Source organism: Methylobacterium carpenticola, from assembly GCF_042748905.1.
Lineage (GTDB): Bacteria > Pseudomonadota > Alphaproteobacteria > Rhizobiales > Beijerinckiaceae > Methylobacterium > Methylobacterium carpenticola.
On the sequence record NZ_JBHZEO010000001.1, the window covers coordinates 6,091,406 to 6,112,983 of the forward strand.

The 21,578-nt window shown below is 71.5% G+C and carries 22 protein-coding genes and 1 tRNA gene; 9 read left to right on the top strand and 14 right to left on the bottom strand.

Features of this window, described 5'->3' with window-relative positions:
* Nucleotides 1-50: 50 nt before the first annotated feature.
* From ACE101_RS28215 to ACE101_RS28225, 3 genes are all read right to left on the bottom strand, one after another.
* Nucleotides 51-623 carry a F0F1 ATP synthase subunit delta gene (locus tag ACE101_RS28215; RefSeq protein WP_379136931.1) on the bottom strand — a complete coding sequence of 191 codons (573 nt, stop codon included), beginning with the start codon at nucleotides 621-623 and terminating at the stop codon, nucleotides 51-53.
* Between the two features lie 245 nt (nucleotides 624-868).
* Nucleotides 869-1,612: a DsbA family protein gene (locus ACE101_RS28220; RefSeq protein ID WP_379136934.1), complete on the bottom strand. Its 744-nt coding sequence runs from the start codon at nucleotides 1,610-1,612 to the stop codon at nucleotides 869-871.
* Nucleotides 1,613-1,675: 63 nt separating this feature from the next.
* Nucleotides 1,676-2,302 carry a 2-hydroxychromene-2-carboxylate isomerase gene (locus ACE101_RS28225; protein ID WP_379136936.1) on the bottom strand — a complete coding sequence of 209 codons (627 nt, stop codon included), beginning with the start codon at nucleotides 2,300-2,302 and terminating at the stop codon, nucleotides 1,676-1,678.
* Nucleotides 2,303-2,488: 186 nt separating this feature from the next.
* Here ACE101_RS28225 and ACE101_RS28230 point away from each other — a divergent pair, with 186 nt between their 5' ends.
* The gene (locus tag ACE101_RS28230; protein WP_379136939.1) at nucleotides 2,489-3,730 is read left to right on the top strand and encodes an argininosuccinate synthase; all 1,242 of its coding nucleotides are present in this window, start codon (nucleotides 2,489-2,491) and stop codon (nucleotides 3,728-3,730) included.
* Between the two features lie 511 nt (nucleotides 3,731-4,241).
* On the opposite strand, the gene ACE101_RS28235 is transcribed toward ACE101_RS28230, so the two are convergent.
* On the bottom strand, nucleotides 4,242-4,586 hold the full coding sequence (locus tag ACE101_RS28235) for a hypothetical protein (protein ID WP_379136942.1): 345 nt from the start codon (nucleotides 4,584-4,586) through the stop codon (nucleotides 4,242-4,244).
* A 68-nt stretch (nucleotides 4,587-4,654) separates the two neighbouring features.
* Complete coding sequence (mtgA, locus tag ACE101_RS28240; protein WP_379136944.1) at nucleotides 4,655-5,434, bottom strand: monofunctional biosynthetic peptidoglycan transglycosylase; 780 nt, start codon at nucleotides 5,432-5,434, stop codon at nucleotides 4,655-4,657.
* Between mtgA and ACE101_RS28245 the strand changes: the two genes are divergently transcribed.
* From ACE101_RS28245 to ACE101_RS28260, 4 genes are all read left to right on the top strand, one after another.
* Nucleotides 5,433-6,446 carry a polyprenyl synthetase family protein gene (locus ACE101_RS28245; protein WP_379136947.1) on the top strand — a complete coding sequence of 338 codons (1,014 nt, stop codon included), beginning with the start codon at nucleotides 5,433-5,435 and terminating at the stop codon, nucleotides 6,444-6,446. The genes mtgA and ACE101_RS28245 overlap by 2 nt on opposite strands.
* A gap of 113 nt (nucleotides 6,447-6,559) precedes the next feature.
* Nucleotides 6,560-7,666, top strand: coding sequence for a 3-isopropylmalate dehydrogenase (gene leuB / locus ACE101_RS28250; RefSeq protein ID WP_379136949.1), 1,107 nt, complete (start codon nucleotides 6,560-6,562; stop codon nucleotides 7,664-7,666).
* A 526-nt stretch (nucleotides 7,667-8,192) separates the two neighbouring features.
* The gene (locus ACE101_RS28255) at nucleotides 8,193-9,758 is read left to right on the top strand and encodes a cation:proton antiporter (protein ID WP_379136952.1); all 1,566 of its coding nucleotides are present in this window, start codon (nucleotides 8,193-8,195) and stop codon (nucleotides 9,756-9,758) included.
* Nucleotides 9,759-9,942: 184 nt separating this feature from the next.
* The gene (locus ACE101_RS28260) at nucleotides 9,943-11,118 is read left to right on the top strand and encodes an alpha-hydroxy acid oxidase (protein ID WP_379139005.1); all 1,176 of its coding nucleotides are present in this window, start codon (nucleotides 9,943-9,945) and stop codon (nucleotides 11,116-11,118) included.
* 74 nt (nucleotides 11,119-11,192) lie between these two features.
* On the opposite strand, the gene ACE101_RS28265 is transcribed toward ACE101_RS28260, so the two are convergent.
* The gene (locus ACE101_RS28265; protein WP_379136955.1) at nucleotides 11,193-11,429 is read right to left on the bottom strand and encodes a hypothetical protein; all 237 of its coding nucleotides are present in this window, start codon (nucleotides 11,427-11,429) and stop codon (nucleotides 11,193-11,195) included.
* 247 nt (nucleotides 11,430-11,676) lie between these two features.
* Here ACE101_RS28265 and ACE101_RS28270 point away from each other — a divergent pair, with 247 nt between their 5' ends.
* Complete coding sequence (locus tag ACE101_RS28270) at nucleotides 11,677-11,820, top strand: hypothetical protein (RefSeq protein WP_379136958.1); 144 nt, start codon at nucleotides 11,677-11,679, stop codon at nucleotides 11,818-11,820.
* A gap of 77 nt (nucleotides 11,821-11,897) precedes the next feature.
* Complete coding sequence (locus ACE101_RS28275; protein ID WP_379136960.1) at nucleotides 11,898-12,020, top strand: hypothetical protein; 123 nt, start codon at nucleotides 11,898-11,900, stop codon at nucleotides 12,018-12,020.
* A 355-nt stretch (nucleotides 12,021-12,375) separates the two neighbouring features.
* Here the strand turns inward: ACE101_RS28275 and ACE101_RS28280 are convergent, their stop codons facing one another.
* The 7 genes from ACE101_RS28280 to ACE101_RS28310 form a co-directional block, all read right to left on the bottom strand.
* Nucleotides 12,376-12,903 (bottom strand): DUF4142 domain-containing protein, encoded by a 528-nt coding sequence (locus ACE101_RS28280; protein ID WP_379136963.1) that lies wholly within the window; start codon nucleotides 12,901-12,903, stop codon nucleotides 12,376-12,378.
* A gap of 168 nt (nucleotides 12,904-13,071) precedes the next feature.
* On the bottom strand, nucleotides 13,072-14,508 hold the full coding sequence (locus ACE101_RS28285; protein ID WP_379136966.1) for a peptidoglycan DD-metalloendopeptidase family protein: 1,437 nt from the start codon (nucleotides 14,506-14,508) through the stop codon (nucleotides 13,072-13,074).
* Nucleotides 14,509-14,761: 253 nt separating this feature from the next.
* The gene (locus ACE101_RS28290; protein ID WP_379136968.1) at nucleotides 14,762-15,427 is read right to left on the bottom strand and encodes a protein-L-isoaspartate O-methyltransferase family protein; all 666 of its coding nucleotides are present in this window, start codon (nucleotides 15,425-15,427) and stop codon (nucleotides 14,762-14,764) included.
* Nucleotides 15,428-15,432: 5 nt separating this feature from the next.
* Nucleotides 15,433-16,194 (bottom strand): 5'/3'-nucleotidase SurE, encoded by a 762-nt coding sequence (gene surE, locus ACE101_RS28295; protein ID WP_379136970.1) that lies wholly within the window; start codon nucleotides 16,192-16,194, stop codon nucleotides 15,433-15,435.
* A complete protein-coding gene (serS, locus tag ACE101_RS28300) occupies nucleotides 16,194-17,501 on the bottom strand; it encodes a serine--tRNA ligase (RefSeq protein WP_379136971.1) in 1,308 nt (435 codons plus the stop codon). The genes surE and serS overlap by 1 nt, the downstream gene beginning before the upstream one ends.
* A 126-nt stretch (nucleotides 17,502-17,627) precedes the next feature.
* The gene (locus tag ACE101_RS28305) at nucleotides 17,628-17,849 is read right to left on the bottom strand and encodes a hypothetical protein (RefSeq protein WP_379136974.1); all 222 of its coding nucleotides are present in this window, start codon (nucleotides 17,847-17,849) and stop codon (nucleotides 17,628-17,630) included.
* Between the two features lie 212 nt (nucleotides 17,850-18,061).
* Nucleotides 18,062-18,808 carry a YebC/PmpR family DNA-binding transcriptional regulator gene (locus tag ACE101_RS28310; RefSeq protein ID WP_379136977.1) on the bottom strand — a complete coding sequence of 249 codons (747 nt, stop codon included), beginning with the start codon at nucleotides 18,806-18,808 and terminating at the stop codon, nucleotides 18,062-18,064.
* A gap of 360 nt (nucleotides 18,809-19,168) precedes the next feature.
* On the opposite strand from ACE101_RS28310, the gene ACE101_RS28315 reads away from it, so the two are divergent.
* On the top strand, nucleotides 19,169-19,570 hold the full coding sequence (locus tag ACE101_RS28315; RefSeq protein WP_379136980.1) for a Ros/MucR family transcriptional regulator: 402 nt from the start codon (nucleotides 19,169-19,171) through the stop codon (nucleotides 19,568-19,570).
* 113 nt (nucleotides 19,571-19,683) lie between these two features.
* On the opposite strand, the gene ACE101_RS28320 is transcribed toward ACE101_RS28315, so the two are convergent.
* On the bottom strand, nucleotides 19,684-21,159 hold the full coding sequence (locus ACE101_RS28320; protein WP_379136982.1) for a multicopper oxidase family protein: 1,476 nt from the start codon (nucleotides 21,157-21,159) through the stop codon (nucleotides 19,684-19,686).
* A gap of 186 nt (nucleotides 21,160-21,345) precedes the next feature.
* Here ACE101_RS28320 and ACE101_RS28325 point away from each other — a divergent pair.
* Nucleotides 21,346-21,430, top strand: a tRNA-Leu gene (locus ACE101_RS28325).
* Nucleotides 21,431-21,578: the final 148 nt, after the last annotated feature.

Sequence of the window (21,578 nt, forward strand, 5' to 3'; positions counted from 1 at the left end):
TCTCGTTCGGGTTTATCGGGGAAGCGGGAGGCGCAGGGCCGGACCGGCCGTCAGCGCGCGTCCCGCATCGCGAGGCGGATGCTGTTGAGCTTGGTGCGCAGCGAGGCGTCGACCATGCGGCTGCCGAGCTTGACGACGATGCCGCCGATCAGGCTCGGATCGATGCGGAGATTCACGTCGACCTCCGCGCGGGCCACGTCGCGCAGCGAGGCCTTGATCTCCTCCAGCACGGCGTCGGAGGGCTGCTCGGCGAGGCGCACCTCGGCCTGCACGATGCCCTTGGCCTCGCGCACCAGAGCCCGGTAGGCCCGGATCATGTCCGGCAGCACGAAGAGGCGGCGATTGGCCGCCGAGAGGCGGATGAAGTTCGCGGCGAGGCCCTCGATCCCGGCGCGGGACAGCACGGCCTCGATCGCCTTGACCTGCTCCTCGGTGGTGAAGACGGGGCTCCGCACGAGGCGCTGCAGGTCCGCGCTCTCTTGGAGAAGCGCGTCGAACCGGTCGAGTCCCTCGGAGACTGCGTCCACGGCGCGCTCGTCGCGCGCCAGTTCGAACAGGGCCGAGGCGTAGCGCCCAGCGACGCCACCCAGGGTGGAACCCGATTCCGATCCGTTCTGAGCCACCAGCGCTCTCTCTTTACCTGGCCCGCCGGGTCCCGCTTCCGCCGGTCGCCGGCGTGGCTTGGCGGCAGCGCGGCCCGTCGATGATGGGAAGGCGCCGGACCGGACATTGCCCCCTTCCCGGCGCGGCGCGGGCCTAGCATGGGTTCACGGGGGGCGCAAGGCGACGCCTGGCGAGCCGTGGGCCCGCCATTCGGCAAGCAATTGAGAGCGTTGGCGGCGGGGCCGTTGGGGCGGTTCGGGCCGCCTCAGCCCGGGTTCCCCGCTTCGCACAGCACGGAATCGCAGGTCTCCACCGCCGCGAGCACCCGCGCGAGGGTGCGTCCGCCCGGATGGCCGAGGAGCGCCGTCGTCCCCAGGACGTAGGACGGGGTAGCCGAAAGGCCAAGATTGGCGGCGAGCCGCATATGCGCCGCCAGGGCCCGGCGGATGAGGTCCGAATCGCCCTCCGCCTCGATCGCCGCGCGGTCGTGGCCGAGGCTGCGGGCGGCATCGAGGGCCCGGGTGCCGTCGATCGTGCCGCTCCGTCCGAGGAGCGCCCCGTAGAGGGCGAAGGCGGCGGCCGAGCCGGCCTTGCGCTGCACCGCGAGGGCGACCTTGGCGGCCTGCGCCGAGCCCGGCGACAGGATCGCGTTGTGGACGAGACCGACCCGCAGGGTCGGGTTGCCGGCGAGGAGCCCGGTGAGGTCGCGCGCCGCCGCCCGGCACCAGGGGCAGTTGAAGTCGAAGAATTCGTAGAGTGTCACCGCCGGCTCGGGGCTGCCGGCCAGGGTGAGGCCCGGCAGTTCGGGAATCTCCGAGACGAGTTCGCCCGGCAGCCGGGCATTGGCCACCGGGCGGCCGTCATCCCCCGTGAGCGGGAACCACTGCCCCTCGGCGGGCTCGGCCGCCGGCGCGCGCGCCGGCGGGAGCGCCTGCAGGACGGGGGCCGCCTCGGCGACGGGGGCCGCGGTGAGGAGCGCGGCGAGGAGGGAGCGGCGGGAGAGCGGCATGGAAGGGTCGATCCGACGGTTGCCCGCCCGCTCTGGCGCAATGGCTTGGCCGGAAGATGGCGGTCAGGCGAGACCGGGCGGGCGATCCCCGGCCGCCCAGGCGAGGGCCTGCTCCAGGCGGTCGTTGCCCCAGAACAGTTCGCCGTCCTCGGTGAGGAAGGTCGGGGCGCCGAAGATGCCGCGGGACTTCGCCTCCTCGCCGACCACGCGCAGACGGCTCTTGTGTGGCTCGGAGGTCGCCGCCCGGACGATGGCGGGCCCGTCGAGGCCGAGCCCGTTGAGCAGGCCCGAGACGGTGCCGGGCTCCGCGATCGACTGGCCGCGGGCGAATTCCGTCTCGAACACCGCCCGGGTGAAGGCGCCGATCCAGGGCTGGTCCGCTCCGTAGCTGGCGACCCGCGCGGCGGCGAGGCTGTTCTGCGGGAAATCCGCGGGCTTGCGGACGGGAGGCAGGCCGAGCCGCGCCGCCTCGCGGGCGAGGTCGCGCCACATGGCGCGCCCCTTGGCCGGATAGAGGTTGAAGGGCGAACTCGCCCAGCCCTGCCCCGCGAAGATCGGTCCGAGCAGGAAGGGCCGCCAGCGCAGGTCGACCCCCGCCATCTCCGCCAGGGCCTCGATCCGCATCGCCGCGAGGTAGGAATAGGTCGACGCGAACTCGAACCAGAATTCGAGGGTGGGCCGGCGCGGCATGCGGATGTCCTCTGCTTTCGGCGTGCGTGTTCGAGCTTCGCTCCGGATCACCCCCGCCACAAGCGCGGGATGGCACCTCGCTCCGCCATGGGAAGAAGCGCGCCGGAGCCGCCGTGGTTGCACGCCGGCGGGCTCGGCTGATAAGGCGCGCGTCACTTCCCCATCGCGAGGCGAGGCCCCGTTCCCATGTCCGATCAGACCCAGAAGCGCGTGCAGAAGGTCGTGCTCGCCTATTCGGGCGGCCTCGACACCTCGATCATCCTCAAGTGGCTCCAGACCACCTACGGCTGCGAGGTGGTCACCTTCACGGCCGATCTCGGCCAGGGCGAGGAGCTGGAGCCCGCCCGCCGCAAGGCGGAGCTGCTCGGGATCAAGCCCGAGAACATCTTCATCGAGGATCTCCGCGAGGAGTTCGTCCGCGACTACGTGTTCCCGATGTTCCGGGCGAACGCCGTCTACGAGGGCGTCTACCTGCTCGGCACCTCGATCGCCCGGCCGCTGATCGCCAAGAAGCAGATCGAGATCGCCGAGCGGGTCGGGGCCGACGCCGTCGCCCACGGCGCCACCGGCAAGGGCAACGACCAAGTCCGGTTCGAACTCGCCTATTACGCGCTCAAGCCCGACGTGACCGTGATCGCCCCCTGGCGCGAGTGGGATTTCCGCTCCCGCGAGGCGCTGATCGCCTTCGCCGAGCAGCACCAGATCCCGATCGCCAAGGACAAGCGCGGCGAGGCGCCGTTCTCGGTCGACGCCAACCTCCTGCACGCCTCCTCGGAGGGCAAGGTGCTGGAGGATCCGGCGCAGGACGTGCCGGACTACGTCTATTCGCGCACCCTCTCCCCCGAGGAGGCGCCCGACACCCCGACCGAGATCGCGATCGGCTTCGAGCGGGGCGACGCCGTCTCGATCGACGGCGAGCGCCTCTCGCCCGCGACCCTGCTCGCCAGGCTCAACGAGCTCGGCCGCGCCAACGGCATCGGCCGGCTCGACCTCGTCGAGAACCGCTTCGTCGGCATGAAGAGCCGCGGCATGTACGAGACCCCCGGCGGCACCATCCTGCTGCCGGCCCACCGGGCGATCGAGTCGATCACCCTCGACCGCGGCGCGGCTCACCTGAAGGACGAGCTGATGCCGCGCTACGCCGAGCTGATCTACAACGGCTTCTGGTTCTCGCCGGAGCGCGAGATGCTCCAGGCGCTGATCGACAAGAGCCAGGAGATGGTCACCGGCACGGTGCGGCTGAAGCTCTACAAGGGCGGCGTGCACGTGATCGGCCGCGAGAGCCCGAATTCCCTCTACGACCAGGATCTGGTGACCTTCGAGGAGGGCGCGGTCGCCTACGACCACCGCGACGCGGCGGGCTTCATCAAGCTCAACGCCCTGCGCCTGCGCACGCTCGGCCAGCGCCGCCGGAAGCTCGGCGCCTGATCGGCCGGGCGCCCGCGGCCCGCGGGCGCCCTGGCGTCATCGGATCCCGAGCGCCCCCGCGTCGCTCGACACGAAGGGCACGCGGAGATCCTCGTCCGGCACGTCGTCGCGGGCCTCCCACTGGAAGGTGGTGGGGCCCGTTTTCGTGACGCCGCTCTGGCTCGCCGAGGAGCGCGATCCGCGGATCCTTCACCAGGAAGAGGCCGCCCGCGTCGAGTTCCTCGGCGCTGTCTCCGCGGCGCTGTCGTGGGCACGGGCGGGCGTGCCGACGAGGCACCCGGTGGCGACGGCGAGCCCGCCACACCAGCCAGACCGAAACCCACGCATCGAGACCCCCGGGATACCGCCAACGGCCGGGCTTCCGCCGATGCTCATCGATCCCGGGGCAACGATCCCGAATGTCGGGATCAGGCGCGCTTCCCCTCTCCCGGCCGGGCAAGGGGAAGCGCGGTTCAGTGCGGGACGCCGGCTCGGGCGCCGACGTGCGACCGGCGCGTCCCGCCGGGCCGGCTCAGTGCTCGCCCTCTTCGTCGATGTCGATGAGGAAGAGGATGTCCACATCCTCCAGATCCTCGTCCGTGTCGTCGGCCGAATCCGCCGCCTTCGTGCCCGAATCGTCCGGCTCGTCGTCGAACTCCTCGTCGTCGTCCATGGCGTCTTCGAAGGTCTCGACCTCGTCCTCCGTGGAGGGACGCAGCTTGAGCGCGGCGGCGTCGCCCGACCACAGGGGCTTGCCCTCGCTCGTCATGGTGCGCAGGTCGTCCTTGAAGCCCTCCACGTCGAGGAGCTCCCGGGCCCGTTCCTCGCTCGCCCGGATGACGGCGACCGGGGTTCCGTTGATCTCGAGTGTGAACATGCTGCCTCCTGTGGGGGTCGGAGCGGTCTCTACGCGGGGAATCGGCTGGGCGCCACCGCGTTCCTGACTCAGGGGCGGGCGCAGGCCGCGAGGCCGTCGATGCGGGCCATCCGGCTCTGAAGCCGCCCCGCCAGCGCCTTCAGACCGCGCGAGGGGCGTGCCGGGTTCCGCGCGGCCGGGTTGGGCAGGGACGCGACGAGGAGGGCCGCCTCGGCGCGCGTGAGGTCGCGGGCGCTCTTGCCGAACCAATGGTGCGCGGCTGCCTCCGCCCCGAACACGCCCTCCCCCCATTCGGCGAGGTTGAGGTAGATCTCCATGGTGCGCCGCTTGCCCCAGATCACGTCGGCCGCCAGCGCCAGCGGAATCTCCAGCGCCTTGCGGATGTAGGAGCGGCTCGGCCAGAGGAAGACGTTCTTCACCGTCTGCATCGTGACCGTGGAGGCGCCGCGGCTCGGCCCGTCCTCGTCGCTCACCACCTGCCCCAGCGCCTCCCAGTCGACGCCGCCGTGCAGGCAGAAGCGCTGATCCTCGGAGGCGATCACCGCCTGGACCAGCACCGGCGCCATCGCCGAGAGCGGGACGGCATCGTGCTGCACGGGGCGGGCCGTCATCCACCGGCCGAGCATGAGGGTTGAGGGCGGGTCCACCGCGCGATAGACGAGCGCCAGGATCAGAACGAGGGCGACCGCCATGACCGGGAGGAGGACGAGCAGGCGCGCGATGCGGCGCAGCCGCGGCGCCCATCCGGCCGGTGCGGCGGCGGGCCTCCTGCCCTCGTCCTCCCTGGTCGCGCCGCGCGGCTCCTGAATTCCGCCCTCCCCCGTTCCCTCGACCGAGGCTTTCATCATGACGTCACTGCAGGCCGGGCCGGCCGAGAACCGGAGCCACCTCCAGGCCGATGCTTCCGGTCCTTCGCACGGATCGGCGGCCGGCGGCTATCCGACCGGCGCCGATTTCCCCGCCCGTCTCACGGCGGTGGCCGACGCGGTGGAGGCTTTCCTGAACGAGCGGCTCGGCGACGCGGCCGGCCCCGGCGAGATCACCCGTCCGGCGCGGCTGATGCAGGGCATGCGGCACGCGGTGCTCGGCGGCGGCAAGCGGCTGCGCCCCTTCCTCACCATCGAGACCGCCCGCATGCTCGGCGGGCCCTATGCGGGAGCCCTGGCGGCGGGCAGCGGCATCGAACTCGTCCACTGCTACTCGCTCGTCCACGACGACCTGCCGGCGATGGACGACGACGATCTGCGGCGCGGCAAGCCCACCGTCCACAAGGCCTTCGACGAGGCGACCGCGATCCTGGTCGGCGACGCGCTGCTCACCTTCGCCTTCGAGGTGGTGGCCGATCCGGCCTGGCAATCCGATCCGCGCATCCGGGCCGAGCTGGTGCTCGGCCTCGCCCGGGCCGCCGGGCTCGGCGGCATGGTGGGCGGCCAGCTCCTCGACCTCGGCGCGGAGGGCCGCTTCGGCCCGGCCAACCTCGACGTCGACGCGACGTTGCAGCTCCAGGCGATGAAGACCGGTGCCCTGCTCGCGGTCTCGGTCGATGCCGGCGCCCTCGTCGGCGGTGCCGATGCGGAGGAGCGGGCCGCGCTCCTCACCTACGGCCGGGCCCTCGGGCAGGCCTTCCAGGTCGCCGACGACATCCTCGACCGCGAGGCGACCGCCGAGGCCCTGGGCAAGCGCACCGGCAAGGACAAGGATGCCGGCAAGGCCACCCTCGTCGACCGGCTCGGCCTCGACGGCGCCCGCGCCGAATGCGAGCGGCTGGTCGGCGTCTGCGAGGCCGCCCTGGCCCCCTGGGGCGAGGCCGCCGCGACCCTGCGCGAGGCCGCCCGCTTCACCGTCGCCCGCAAGACCTGATCGGGGCGAATGGCGAATAGCGGGTGGCGAATGGGGGCTTGCGGCTGCCGCTAACCGGACGCATCCCGACTCGCCACCCGTCCTCCCCCCTCTCACCATCCCGGACACGCACCATGGCCACGCACAAGATCCTGCTCCTTCCCGGCGACGGCATCGGCCCCGAAGTGGCGCGCGAGGTGGAGAAGGTGCTGGGCTGGCTGTCCGGCCGAGGCATCGCCGCCTTCGAGACCGAGACGGACCTCGTCGGCGGCGCGGCGATCGACGCCCACGGCGTGCCGCTGACCGATGCCGCGCTCGCGCGGGCCAAGGCCGCCGACGCGGTGCTGTTCGGGGCGGTCGGCGGGCCGAAATGGGCGAGCGTGCCCTACGCGGTTCGGCCCGAAGCGGGCCTGTTGCGCCTGCGCAAGGATCTCGGCCTGTTCGCGAACCTGCGCCCGGCGATCTGCTATCCGGCGCTCGCCGAGGCCTCGGCCCTGAAGCGCGACCTCGTCGAGGGGCTCGACATCGTCATCGTCCGCGAGCTGACGGGCGGCGTCTATTTCGGCGAGCCGAAGGAGATCGTGACGCTGGAGGACGGCACCAAGCGCGCCGTCGACACGCAGATCTACTCCTCGGGCGAGATCGAGCGCATCGCCGCGGTGGCCTTCGACCTCGCCCGCAAGCGGCGCAACAAGGTCTCGTCGGCCGAGAAGCACAACGTGATGAAGACCGGCGTCCTCTGGAAGGAGGTCGTCGGGCGCGTGCATGCCGAGCAGTTCCCGGATGTCGCGCTCGAACACGTGCTCGCGGACAACTGCGCGATGCAGCTCGTGCGCAACCCCAAGCAGTTCGACGTGCTCGTCACCGACAACCTGTTCGGCGACATCCTGTCGGACGTGGCCGCGATGCTCACCGGCTCCCTCGGCATGCTGCCCTCCGCCTCGCTCGGCGCGGTGGAGAACGGCACCCGCCGCGCGCTCTACGAGCCGGTGCACGGCTCGGCCCCGGACATCGCCGGCCAGAACCTCGCCAACCCGATCGCCATGATCGGCTCGCTCGCCATGGCGCTGCGCTACTCCTTCGGCCTCGGCGAGGCCGCCGACCTCGTGGAGGGGGCGATCACCCGCACTCTCGCGGCAGGGATGCGTACCCGCGACATCGCCGGACCCGGCACGAACGCGGTCGGCACGACCGAGATGGGCGACGCCATCGTGCGGGAGCTCGCCGCGCAGGCGGGCTGAGGAAAGGCGCGGGGGTCCGAACTGACTTCGACCCCCGGACCCTTCGTGGATCCAAAGCTGCGCCACCTCTTCGATTGGGTTCAGCCTCATGACGTGGCGCCACGTGGCGCCTCGATCCGCCTTCCTGGCGCGGGCCCCCCCTCGGGAGAGGGGGGCCCGCGCTTAGATCGGAACTGACGAGGCATACGGTGTCCGATCGATCGCCTGGCGATGGCTGCGCAGTCAGGTCGCGATGCGGAAACCGAATCACCAGGAGGATCGGCAAGGCGGTCGCGGCTTCATCCGTGAGGCCGCCACGTCCAGACCCCGGGCGTGTCGGTTGCGGCCGATCGAGCACCGGCAGGATTCGTATCCTCAAGTATTCCGGAGCGTTCCGACGCCGTCATCTCCGACGTGGCCGGGCGGACGCAGATGTCCCGTCCGGCCGCCCATCGGAACTGATCCTCCCGAAATGAGCCTGCCGGAACGATCCGGTCCTGACCTTCGTTGACCGGCCTCAGCCCCGCTCCCGGCCGATGCGGAGATCATGCTCGTCTTCGAATGGATCATCTGTGTTCTGCTCGCCGCCGTGCTGATGGCGGCACTGGCGCGGCGGGTGGGGGCGCCGTTCCCGGCCTTCCTGGCGCTGGGCGGGGCCGGTCTCGCCTTCGTGGACGCCGTTCCGGATCTGCGGCTCGACCCCGATCTGGCGCTCGCCCTGTTCCTCGCCCCCGTGCTGCTCGATGCGGGCTACGACACCTCCCTGCGGGACCTGCGCGTCAACTGGCTGCCCATCACGGGCCTCGTGGTCGGTGCGGTGGGCGTCACCACGGCGGCCGTGGCGGGCATCGTGCACTGGCTCGTGCCGGACATGCCGCTCGCGGCCTGCATCGCGCTCGGCGCCATCGTCGCGCCGCCGGATGCGGTGGCGGCCGTCTCGATCCTGCGCCACGTGCCCCTGCCGCACCGGCTCGTCACCATCCTCAAGGGCGAGAGCCTGTTCAACGACGCCTCCTCGCTGCTGATCTATCGCCTCGCCGTCCCGGCCGCGGTGAGCGGCAGTTTCGCGCTTCAGGATGCGGTCCCGACCTTTCTCGTCGGCGTGGTCGGCAGCCTGATCGCGGGGCCGGTCCTCGGCTGGCTCTACACCCGCGTGCAGCGCTACTTTCCCGATGCGCCGAGCGCCATCGTGCTCCAGTTCATCGGCACCTTCGGCATCTGGCTGCTCGCCGAGCGGGTCGGCCTGTCCGGGGTGCTGACGGTGGTGAGCTACGCCATCACGGTGGCGCGCATCTCCCCCGCCACGACCCCGCCGCACCTGCGCGTGCCCTCCTACGCGGTCTGGGAGACGGCGGTCTTCGTCCTCAACGTGCTGGCCTTCGTGCTGATCGGCCTGCAGATCGGTCCGATCCTGGAGGGGTTGTCGCCCGAGGAGCGCAGCCGCTACGCCGTGATCGCGGGCGTGGTGTTCGTCACAGTGGTGCTGGTGCGTCTCGCCTGGGTGCTGGGCGCGACGGCGTGCGGCCGGATCTGGCGCCACAGCATCGGCCCCATCGGGCCCGGGCCGACGAGCCTGCGCGGCGGCACCATCGTGGCGTGGTGCGGCATGCGCGGCGTCGTCACGGTGGCGCTCGCGCTCGCCCTGCCCGAGGGGGGCGAGGGCGGCTTCCCGCAGCGTGACGTGGTGGTGCTGATCGCCTTCAGCGTGGTGCTCGGCACGCTGGTGATCCAGGGGCTGACCCTGCGGCCCCTGCTGGCGTGGTTCGCGTTGCGCGACGACGATCCGGTCGGCCGCGAGGTCGGGCTCGCCCGTGCCGAGGCCTACCGGGCGGCGGTGGACAGCCTCTCCCGCGAGCATTCCCCTCACGCCGCGGCCCTGCGGCACGAATTCGCCGCCGCCTTGATCGAGGCCGAGCGCGAGCGGGAGGGGCGCGCCTCCAACACCCTGCCGGCCGACGGGCCGCGCCGCCGGGCGATCGAGGCCGCCCGCCGGACGATCCTCACGCTGCGGGAGGACGGCACGATCGGCGACGACGCCTTCTTCCGCCTGGAGGAGGAGCTGGATTGGGCCGAACTCAGCGCGACGCCGCGGGAGGAGATCGACGAAGTGTAGAGGTGGGTTGCAGGGCGCAGGGGTGGGCAAGCGGGCCAGCGTGGGAGTATTGCGGGCACCGGGTCCCCCCAACGTCCGCGGCACGGGCGCCGCCGGACGCCGATCGAGAAACGCCCGAGGAACGCCCCCAGAGGATCACCCCATGAACTCGACCCGGATGCCGTCGTCGCGACCGCCGTCCACGATGTCGCGATTCTTCTCGACGACGCCCGCGACCTGCATCGAGGACCTGCGCGTGCTCGCCGAGCGCCGCGTCCCGCGCATGTTCTACGACTACGCGGATTCCGGCTCCTACACGGAGGGCACCTACCGGGCGAACGAGAGCGATTTCTCGGCGATCAAGCTGCGCCAGCGCGTCGCCGTCGACATGACGAACCGCACCCTCGAGACCCGGATGATCGGCCAGCCGGTGAGCATGCCGGTCGCCCTCGCGCCGACCGGCCTCACCGGCATGCAGCACGCGGACGGCGAGATCCTGGCCGCCCGGGCCGCCGCGAAGGCCGGCGTGCCCTTCACGCTCTCCACCATGAGCATCTGCTCGATCGAGGACGTGGCCGAGAACACCGACAGGCCGTTCTGGTTCCAGCTCTACGTGATGCGCGACCGGGACTTCATCAACCGGCTGATCGACCGCGCCAAGGCGGCCGGCTGCTCGGCGCTGGTGCTCACCCTCGACCTGCAGATCCTCGGCCAGCGCCACAAGGACATCAAGAACGGCCTGTCCACCCCGCCCAGGATGACGCTGCCGAACATCATCAACCTCGCGACGAAGCCGCGCTGGTGCCTGAACATGCTGCGCACCGAGCGCCGCACCTTCCGCAACATCGTCGGCCACGCGAGCGGCGTGAGCGACCTGTCGTCGCTCTCCTCGTGGACGGCCGAGCAGTTCGACCCGCGCCTGAACTGGGACGACGTGAAGCGCATCCAGGACCGCTGGGGCGGACCGCTGATCCTCAAGGGGATCCTCGATCCGGAGGATGCCGAAATGGCGGCCCGGACCGGGGCCGAGGCCCTCATCGTCTCGAACCACGGCGGGCGTCAGCTCGACGGGGCGCCCTCCTCGATCTCCGCGCTGCCCGCCATCGCCGCCGCGGTCGGCGACCGCATCGAGGTGCTGATGGACGGGGGCATCCGCTCGGGTCAGGACGTCATCAAGGCGCTGGCCCTGGGCGCCAAGGGCGTCTTCATCGGCCGAGCCTTCCTGTACGGCCTCGGGGCCGGCGGCGAGGCCGGCGTCACCCAGTGCCTCGACATCATCCGCAAGGAACTCGACACCACCATGGCGATGTGCGGCCTGCGCGACATCAAGGCGGTCACCGCCGACATCCTGGCGACGCGCTTCGTGCCGGAAGCCGTCTGAGCGCATGGCGATGCCGGAGCGGTGCCCGTCCCCGCGGGACCGGCGCCGCTCCGGCACCTGATGGCCCGCGGCGCCTACATGCGGTGCATGCGGCGGTGCATCATGTGATGCCGGTGCATCATCCGGCGGTGATGCATCTCCCGGCGCATCATCCGGTGGCGCATCATGTGGCGCTCGCCGCGGGTCATCTGCACATAGGCGGTTGGCGCGTTCACCGCGGCGTCGACCGAGGCCGCCGAGGCCGAGCCGGCGCCCAGACCGAGCCCACCCAGAACCAGCGCTGCGGCCAAGCCCAATGTCGTCCTCTTCATGGTCGTTTCTCCTTGGGTTCCCTCGGAGACAGGGAACAGCCTCGTCCAGCGGACGTGCCAGGGGAGAAGTTTCACCGCACGGCGACGGTTCCTCGCAAAACATTCTTTCGGCGGCGAAGCGATCGCGCCACGGGCGTCCTCCCGCCGCCCAAAAATGACGCGCGCGTCGCGACCTTTGGCGACGGCCGCGCGTTAACCCGGCGTGAACGGTTGCCGTAGCCGGCCGTTCGAGGAGGAATGTCCCGTCATGGAAGAAGGCATCCGGATCAAGGCCGACGGGGACGGGACCTTCACCCTCTACAGCGCCGAGCGCGTGATCCTGCGCGGCCTGAGCCGCGAGAAGGCCTATCGCCTCGCGGCCCGGCTCGGCGGGTTTCCGGTCGAATATTGATCGAAGCGCCCCCGCATGGCGCGGATCTTGAAAGGACGGCATCGAAATCGGCCCGACCGATCCACAACGGTGGTGTGATGCAGGCTTTTCTCTTCGCTCTCGTGCTCGTCGTGGTCCTGGTGGGGCTGGGCGTCCTGACGCGCCATTCCGACCATCATCACGCGGCGGCCGGACCGCACCGCGATTCCTCGCCTTCGTGAGGCCGTGCGGCATGGTCGTCGAGGCGCGGTCGCTCCCGCGCTCCACGCGACGGCCTTCACCATCGTCCCGATGGATCTGGCTCGTGGGTTCCGATCCAAGCGTGGGATCCCCTCTCCCGAGCGGGAGAGGGGAAGGGGTGGAGACGGTGCCGCAGATGGTCGCGACCGTCCCGCGGGCAACGCGACGCTCAGCGCTTGATCCCGACGCCGAGCCGCCCTCACGCGGGCCGAAGGCCCGTGCGCGATCTTCGATCGCCTGCCCTACTCCCACTCGGGGGAGGAGTTCCCGGCGACGGAGCGGCGGATGGGTAGGCCACGTGGCACTGCTTGATGAGGCTGAACACGACCAAGGTCCCTACTTCCCGAGATCCTCGGCCATCTTCAGGTGCTGAGCGAGGCTCGGCTCCGTCTTCCCGGCCCAGGCTTTCAGCTCGGCGTTGTCGCCGCCCTTGGCATAGCGCTGGAACAAGTCGACCGCGTCCTTGTGCGCCTTCACTTGATCGGCCCGGTACTGCTTGGTGAAGGCGTCGCCGTTGAGGCCCTTCAGCGTGTCGAGCTTGCTCTGGTGGGCCGAGTCGAGGGTGGTCGGGATCTCGGCCTTCACCGCGCCGGACTGCACCATCGTCTTGAGTTCGGTGCTGGTCTTCTGATGATCGGTGATCATGTGCGCGGCGAAGGCTTTGGTTGCTTCGTCGGCGCGCTCCGCGGCGAGCTGGCTCGATTGCAGCTCGAAGAGGTCGCTGACGGCCGCCTCCTTCACGAAATCGGCGGTCGAGGGGCTGGCCCCCATCAGGGAGTTGAGGCCGCTCCGCTCGCTCAGCGATTGAGCGAGGACGGGAGTGGCGAGCAGTAGGGCCGTGACGGCGAGAGCAGGGCGTCGCATCGGTGATCTCCCGTGAGATCCGAAGCGTCGCCTCGCGGTGTCGGTCGATGGTCTCGCGCGGCGACGCCGGATTGGTCCGCGCGTGAACCGAACCAACCGAAGCGTGCTACCGAAGTTCCTGCCATCCGGCGCGGCGGCTCCGCCGAGGAGCCGCCGCGCGGAGTCGCATCAGTTGCTGGCGAGCTTCGGGATCGGGTCGACCGGGGTCGCGCCCTTGCGGATCTCGAAGTGGAGCTGCGGCGAGGTCACGTTGCCGGAGGCGCCGGACTTGGCGATGACCTGCCCGCGCTTGACCTTGTCGCCCGGGCGCACGTCGATCTCGCCGTTATGGGCATAGGCCGAGACGTAGCCGTTCGAGTGGCGCACCAGCACGAGCTTGCCGTAGCCCTTCACGTCGCTGCCCGCATAGGCGACGGTGCCTTCCTCGGCGGCCTTCACCGGCGTGCCCTCGGGCAGCGCGATGTTGATGCCCTCGTTGCCGCTCGAACCGTAGCCGGCGATCACCCGGCCGCGCGCCGGCCAGCGGAACGCGGAGGATTCTTCCGGCGGAACCGCCGCGACGGCGGGAGCCGGCTCGGCCGGCTTCTCGGCGGCGACGGGCTTCTCGGCCGGCTTCGCAGGCTTGGCGGCCTCCACCTTCGGCTCGGGCTTGGGCTCGAGTTTGGCGACGGGCTTGGGGGCCTCCGCCTTCTCGACGGGCTTCTTCGGCTCGACCTTGGCCACCTTCTCGGCCGGCTTCTCCGCGACCTTCCTCGGTTCGGGCTTGGGCTCGGACTTCGGCTCGGACTTCGGCTCCGGCTTGGCGGCCCTGGCGGGCTCGAGCTTGGCGACGGCCTTCGGCTCCGGCTTCGGCGCGGGCTTGGCCGCGACGGCCTTGGTCTCGTGTTTGGGCTCGGCCTTCTTCGGCTCCGGCTCGGCCTTGGCGGCCTTGACGGGCTCGGCCGGGCGGGCGTTGAGCTTGGCGGCGCGCTCCACCGCCGCGGGCTTCACCGGCGCGGCCGCGGCCTGTCCCGGGCGGGGATGAGCCTTCGGCGCGGGCGCAGGCTCCTCCTTGGCTTCCGCGACCTTCTCCACGGCCCGGCGCGGCTCGGCCGGCGGCTTGCCCTGCTGGAGCACCATCCGCGGCTGCGGGGCCGGCTGGGCGGCCGGCGTCGCGCGCGGCGTCAGGCTGGCGGAGCCGCCCGCATGGTAGACCGGGATCACGATCTGCCGGCCGGGCGTCACCTGGCTCGCGCTCGACAGCCCGTTCGCCGACAGGATCGCGGTGGACGGCACGCCGAAGCGCGTCGACATCTGGTTGAGGGTGTCACCCTGGCCGACCGTGACCGTGGTGCCGCCTTGGGCGGTCCAGCCGGCCGTCCCGCCGGTGGCCGGGGCCGCCGCGACGGCGCGCGGGGTCTGCACCGGTGCCACCGGAGCCGGACGGCTCGACTGGGGCATCGGCGCTGCGGCCGACGGCGCGGCCAGGGCCTGGGAGCGGATCGGCGAGCTGCGCACGGCCGGCGCCACCGCCTGATCCTCCGGCAGGCTGCCGGTCGCGCCGGGCTCGGCGCTCGCCGCCCCGCCCGACGAGAAGGGGTTCGAGAATGGATCCCCGAACCGCATCGTATCGGAGCTGCAGGCGGCGGATGCACCTCCGATCAGCCCGATGAGAGCGAAGCGCGACAGCGTCCTCATCCCGTAGCCAGCCCCGCGATCCCGCATCGACGCACCCACACATGCACGCAACCCGATGCGATGGATTCAAATCCCATTCAGGTTAAGCTTCCGTTTCGAGCGCGCGCCGGGCTTTCAGCATAAGGATCCACGGCGCCGTCCGAGGCCTGGGCGCCACGCGACGTGACGTCGGGAGAAGCGCCTACAGCACGCGGGCGCGGCCGGGCGTGAGCGGCGCGATGCGCAGGGGCGTGTCGAGGATGCGGCGCTGCGGGCCGTCGGGGCCGCGCTCCGCCACGGCGACGCGCACGCCCAGCGGAGTGACGATCGCGCCGACGAGCCGGCCCCCCGGCGCGAGGCGCTGGATCAGGCTGTCGGGGATCGCCGGCAGCGCGCCGTTGATCAGGATGCGGTCGAAGGGCGTCACGTCCTTCTCGGGGGCGCAGCCATCGGCGATGCGCAGCCGCACCGATCCGGCGAGCCCGAGCGCGTCGAGGCGGTCCTGGGCGTCCCCCGCCAGCATCGCGTAGCGCTCCAGGCTCTCGACCACGGCGCACCCGAGGCGCAGGAGCAGCGCCGTGGCGTAGCCCGAGCCGGTGCCGATCTCGAGGGCGCGGGCCCCCGGCCCGGGCTCCAGCGCCGTCAGCATGGCGGCGATCGCGCTCGGTGCCGTCATGGTCTGGCCGCAGGCGAGCGGCAGGGCCACGTCTCGGCGGGCGAGATCCCGGAAGGCCTCCGGCACGAAGCGGTCGCGCGGCACCCGTTCCATGGCGCCGAGCACGGCGGGAGCGCGCACCCCGCGGGCGCGCAGGGCCAGCACGAAGGCGGCCGCCTCGACGGCGTCGGAATGCGCGGCCCCCTCCCCCATTGCGGTCAGGCGAGGGCCTGGGCGAAGCGGGTCAGGGTCGGCTCGTCGGTGAGATCGAGGCGCAGCGGCGTCACGGAGATGCGGTTCTCCGCGATCGCCTTCAGGTCGGTGCCGTGGCCCGGCTCGAACCGGGCCTTGGCGAAGGCGAGCCAGAAATAGGGATTGCCGCGCCCGTCCAGCCGCTCGTCGATGGCGAGGAGCTGCTGGTTGCGCATGCCCTGCGTCACCACGGCGATGCCCTCCACCGCCTCGGGCTCGCAATCCGGGAAGTTCACGTTGACGAGGATGCCGGGCTCGATCCCGGCTTCCAGGATCCGGCGGACCGTGCGCGCCCCGTGATGGGCGGCGGTGTGCCACTTCACGTTGGCCCGGCCGCCCGCGCCGTAGGCTTGGCTCAGCGCGATCGAGCGCACGCCCAGGATCGTGCCCTCCATCGCCCCCGCGACGGTGCCCGAATAGGTCACGTCCTCGGCGACGTTCTGGCCCCGGTTGACGCCCGAGAGCACGAGGTCCGGCCCGTGATCCTTGAGGATGTGGCGGATCCCCATGATGACGCAGTCGGACGGCGTGCCCTTCACCGCGTAGCGGTTGTCCTCCACCCGCCGCAGGCGCAGCGGATCGTTCAGGGAGAGCGAGTGAGAGACGCCGCTCTGGTCGGTCTCGGGGGCGACGACCCAGACGTCGTCGGAGAGTTCCCGGGCGATCTCCTCCAGGACCTTCAGGCCCGGCGCGTGGATGCCGTCATCGTTGGTGACGAGAATGCGCATCAGGCGTGTGGTCCTTCGATTCGGGTGATGCCGCCCATGTAGGGCGCGAGCGCCGACGGCACCGTGACGCTGCCGTCCGGATTCTGGTAATTCTCCATCACGGCGATGAGGGCGCGGCCGACCGCGACGCCCGAGCCGTTGAGAGTGTGCAGGTGGGCCACCCCCCGCCCCTCGCGGCGGCGGAAGCGGGCATCCATGCGCCGGGCCTGGAAGTCGCCGCAGACCGAGCAGGACGAGATCTCCCGGAAGGTCTCCTGCCCCGGCAGCCAGACCTCGATGTCGTAGGTCTTCTGCGAGGCGAAGCCCATGTCGCCCGTGCAGAGCGTGATCACCCGGTAGGGCAGGTCGAGCTTCTTCAGCACCGCCTCGGCGGCGGCGAGCATGCGCTCGTGCTCCTCCTCCGACTGCTCGGGAGCCGTCACCGAGACCAGCTCGACCTTCGTGAACTGATGCTGGCGCAGCATGCCGCGGGTGTCGCGCCCGGCCGCCCCGGCCTCGGCGCGGAAACAGGGGGTGAGCGCGGTGAAGCGCAGCGGCAGCTCCTCCTCGGAGAGGATGCTCTCGCGCACGAGGTTGGTGAGCGGCACCTCCGCGGTGGGGATCAGCCAGCGGGTCGGAGCCCCCGGCTCGGCCGAGCCCGGCATCGCGGCGAACTGGTCGTCCCGGAACTTCGGCAGCTGGGCCGTGCCGAACATCACCTCGTCGCGCACCAGGAGCGGCGGGGCGACCTCGGTGTAGCCGTGCTCCGTCGTGTGCAGGTCGAGCATGAACTGGCCGAGCGCCCGCTCCAGCCGGGCGAGCTGGCCCTTCAGCACCACGAAGCGCGAGCCCGACAGCTTGGCCGCCGTCTCGAAATCCATCAGGCCGCTCGCCTCGCCGAGCTCGAAATGCTGGCGCCCGCCCGCGATGCGGCCCCGCCCCTCGAAGCGGCGGATCTCGACGTTGTCGCTCTCGTCGCGGCCCTCCGGCACCTCGGCCTTCGGGGTGTTGGGGATGGCGGCGAGGCGCTCGTCCAGCGCCCGGGCGGCCTCGGCGGCGGCGGCCTCGAGGGCGGGCGCCTCCTCCTTGAGGCGCGCCACCTCGGCCATCAGCGCCTGCGCCCGCGGCTCGTCCTTCGCCTTCTTGGCGGCGCCGATCTCCTTCGAGAGGGCGTTGCGGCGCTCCTGCGCCCCCTGCGCCGCCGAGATCGCGGCCTTGCGCGCGTCGTCGAGGGCGATCAGCGCGCTGGACAGGGGCTCCAGCCCGCGCTTGCCCAAGCCTTCGTCGAAGGCGGCGGGATTGTCGCGGATGATCCGGATGTCGTGCATCGCTCTTTCGCCGGTTCCCGACGGCGGGCCGCTCCCGCCGTCCTGCATGAAGGCGACGACGCTTTGCAGCATCCCCCCGATCGGGACAAGGGCATCCGGTGCCGGGGCGGGTCGCGGCGCGGCGCTTCAATGGCCGGAGGGCGCCTCGTCGAGGGCGGCGGCGAGCCGCGCCACCTCGCCGGGCCGCAGGATGTGGCCGCTCGCGGTGATGATCCAGGCGCGGCGCTCGCCCGTGGCGGCGCAGGCCGCGCGGATCGCCTCGCGCAGGGTCACGGTCGGGCGCTCGTCGGCGCCGTCTCCCACGTCCGGCCAGTAGATGAGCTGCACCGGGGAATCCCAATCCGTCATGACCTCAGGTCACCACGGGATTGGGGCGCCCCCGGGGCAGTCTCCTCACGTCGTCGTGTGCGGTGGTCCGATTTCCGATCGATGGCCCGGCGATTGCCATGGCCATCGCATCGCGATGCGGAACCCGGCTTCGCTCAGGCGTGCGCGGAGCCCCGCTCCGCGCCGGGCGGGCTGATGATGCGGCTTCCGCACGGACCATGCGGGAAACCGCTTCAGTCCTGCATCTTGGCCATGAGCGCGTCGGAGACGGCGAAGTTCACGAACACGTTCTGCACGTCGTCCTGATCCTCGATCATCTCGACGAGGCGGATCAGCTTCTCGCCGGTCTCGTCGTCCACCTCGACGGTGTTTTGCGGGCGCCAGACGAGGGCGGTGCGCTGGGGCTCGCCGAACCGCGCCTCCAGCGCCTTGACCACCTCGCCGAAGGCGCCCTGGTCGCAGGTGACCTCGTGGCCGTTCTCGTCCGACTTCACGTCGTCGGCCCCCGCCTCGATGGCGGCTTCGAGCATGGTGTCGGCATCCGCCACCTTGGCGTCGAAGGCGACGAGGCCGACGCGGTCGAACATGAACGACACCGCGCCGGTCTCGGCGAGGCTGCCGCCCGCCTTGGTGAAGGCCGAGCGCACGTCCGAGGCGGTGCGGTTGCGGTTGTCGGTCTGCGCCTCGACGATGAGCGCCGCGCCGCCCGGGCCGTAGCCCTCGTAGCGGATCTCCTCGTAGTTCTCCGCGTCGCCGCCCGCCGCCTTCTTGATCGCCCGCTCGATGTTGTCCTTGGGCATGTTCTCGGCGCGGGCCGCCAGGATCGCGGCGCGCAGGCGCGGGTTCATCGCGGGATCCGGCACGCCGAGCTTGGCCGCGACCGTGATCTCGCGCGCGAGCTTGCCGAAGACCTTGGAGCGGACCGCGTCGACGCGGCCCTTCCGGTGCATGATGTTCTTGAACTGCGAATGGCCGGCCATGGTGCTCTCCGGGGCGTGTGCGGCGCTCGGGCGGAGCGCTCCGGGCGGAAGCGCTCGACGCCTGCGTCATCTGAGACAGGGCCGGTTTATAGAGGCGGCTCGCCTCCGAGCACAATCGGCGCGTTCCGAGGCCTGCAGGTCGGTCGGCGGCGGTTCCGAGCCCTGAGCGCAATGCCTGTATTACCCTAACGCATAACGAGACATCGCCCTGCGACCGTGGCGGAGGCGCCATATCTCCGCGTATCGCTGCGGTGCAGAAACGAATCTCTCGTGTAAGACTGTCGCATTGCGGAAAATGAATATTGACGTGCGAGGCCCAAAACCGCATGGGGCTGGCACTCTGCGAACCGGAGCATGTGAATGCAGGACCAAGACCAAGAAATCGACCTGATCGAGCGCGCCACCGACATCGTCGCGGCCTACGTCTCGAACAACTCCGTTCCGGTGACCGACCTGCCGGGGCTGATCAGCGCCGTGCACACCTCGCTCGTGCGGCTGCGCGAGCCGGCAGCGGCCGAGCCCGAGAAGCCGGTTCCGCTGATGCCGATCAAGAAGACGATCACCCCCGACTACCTGATCAGCCTGGAGGACGGGCGTCAGTACAAGTCGCTGAAGCGTCACCTCTCCACGCGCGGCCTCACCCCCGAGCAGTACCGCCAGAAGTGGGGCCTGCCCCACGACTACCCGATGGTGGCGGCGAACTACGCGGCCCAGCGCTCCGAGCTCGCCAAGAACAGCGGCCTCGGCCGGCGCCGGGCCTGATCGGGCTCATCGCCCGCGCGGGTCCCGGCATGGGTCCCGGCATGGGTCCCGGATCGAGCCCCTCTCCCGTGCAGGGAGAGGGGCTCTTTCGTTGATGCGGGGCTTTGGATTCCTCAGGCGACCTCGAAGGAGGTCCACAGGCCGGTGTCGAAGCGCTCCAGCACGGTCGAGCCGATGACCCAGCGTCCCGGATTGTCCGCCAGGAACGCGATGCGGGCGGTGCGGCCCTCCAGGAGCTGGAAGGTGTCGAGCCAGTAGGGCTCCCAGCCGTCGTCGAGCGGGTGCAGCAGCCGGAAGACGTGGCCGTGCAGGTGGAGCGATTGCGGAAAGGCGGTCTGGTTCGTCAGCGCCAGCACCACCACCTGCCCCCGCTTCACCGAGAAGAGCGGCGGTGCACCGGCCGTCCCGGCAGCGCCGTTCACGGTCCAGATCCGGGCGGGGTCGCCCGTATAGACCGGCGCCGCCTCGGGCTTCGCCCGGTCGAGGCTCGCCCCGCCCGCGATGGCGAGGTCGCGCCGGAAGGCGTTCTGCAGCTTGATCTCCGGCGGCAGCAGCCGGTTCTCGCCGATGGCGGCGACCGGCGGGCGCGCCGGCACCGGCTCGCCCTGCGGGGTCACCAGGGCGAGCGGGATCCCCTGCCCGATCAGGGCCACGACGGCGCCCTTGCCCTCCGCCTCGGTCGGCACGTCGAGGAGCACATCGTAGCGGGTGCCGGGCGGGAAGGGCAGAGTGGCGCGCAGGGGCTCGAAGGTGTCGGTGGGCTGCCCGTCCACTGCCGCGACCCAGACCTTGAGCCCGTCGAACCGGATGCGGGTCGCCCGCGCGTTGCAGGCATTGGCGAGCCGCAGGCGCAGCCGCGTGCCGGGCGCCGCCGCGATCGTCTCCGGGACCGGGCGGCCGTTGACGGTCAGCGCGTTGCCGAGGCGTCCGGCCGTCGCCGCGAAAGACGCCTGCCCGAAGGCGGCGAGCGCCCCGTCCGGTTCGATCCGCCAATCCTGCAGCACGAGCGGGACGTCGCGGTCGAGGACCGGGCCCTTGGCCTCCTCGACGACGAGCAGGCCCGCGAGCCCCCGCCCGGCCGGCTCGCTCGACCCGCCCACCACCAGGGGACGGATCAGCGAGGTGCCGGCATCGGGCGGCGTGAAGGCGTAGGTGAAGCTCGCCCCCGGCGCCACCGGGGCCTGCGTGACGCCCCCCACCCCGTCCATGGCGTTGGCGTTGCGGACCCCGTGCCAGTGCAGGGCGAGCGGCTTGTCGGTCTTGTTGTCGAGGCGCAGGCGCAGGGCCTCGCCGTGCCGGATTCGCAGCACCGGGGGCGCGGCCTTGCCGTCGAAGGCCCAGATCGCGGTCTCGGCCGCGGCGGGGTCCGGCCGCAGCCGTGCCGTCGCCGTCCCCGCGCCCAGCGCCTTCGGCTCCGTTTCAGGCGGCTGCCGGGGTCCTTGGGCGGATCCTTGGCCGGGTCCTTGGCCGGGCGCTTGTCCTTGGCCGGGCGCTTGGGCGTGGGACCGCCCCGCCGCGAGCGCGAGGGCGGAGCCCGCGAGGAGCGCGCGGCGCGTGAGGGCACCTTTCGGGGGCAAGGACGGCGTCATGGCACCTCGGCAGGGTTGAGGGAGGCAGGCCCGCTCGCGGGGTTGCGCCTTAGTAGCGGGCGGGGCCGGCGCGCGCGAGCGGGGCCCGCCGAAAACCCCGGTGCCCGAAAGATTCTTGCTGCGTGCGCAACGGACCATGCTATAGAGCGCCGCCCGAGCGCCGCGGCGACCCCGGGCGCGCGCGTTGCGGGCGTGGCGGAACTGGTAGACGCGCTGGATTTAGGTTCCAGTGACGAGAGTCGTGGGGGTTCGAGCCCCTCCGCCCGCACCACTTTCGCCAGCGGACCGCCGCGGGGCGATATACGCTGCACGGCGACTTCAAGCGCCGTAAGGCGACACGACGGATTGGCTTTTCACATCAGGGCCGGCCCGCCAGACTGACGGTTCCCGTCGCGCGGCACCTCTCTCGACGCCGTCCG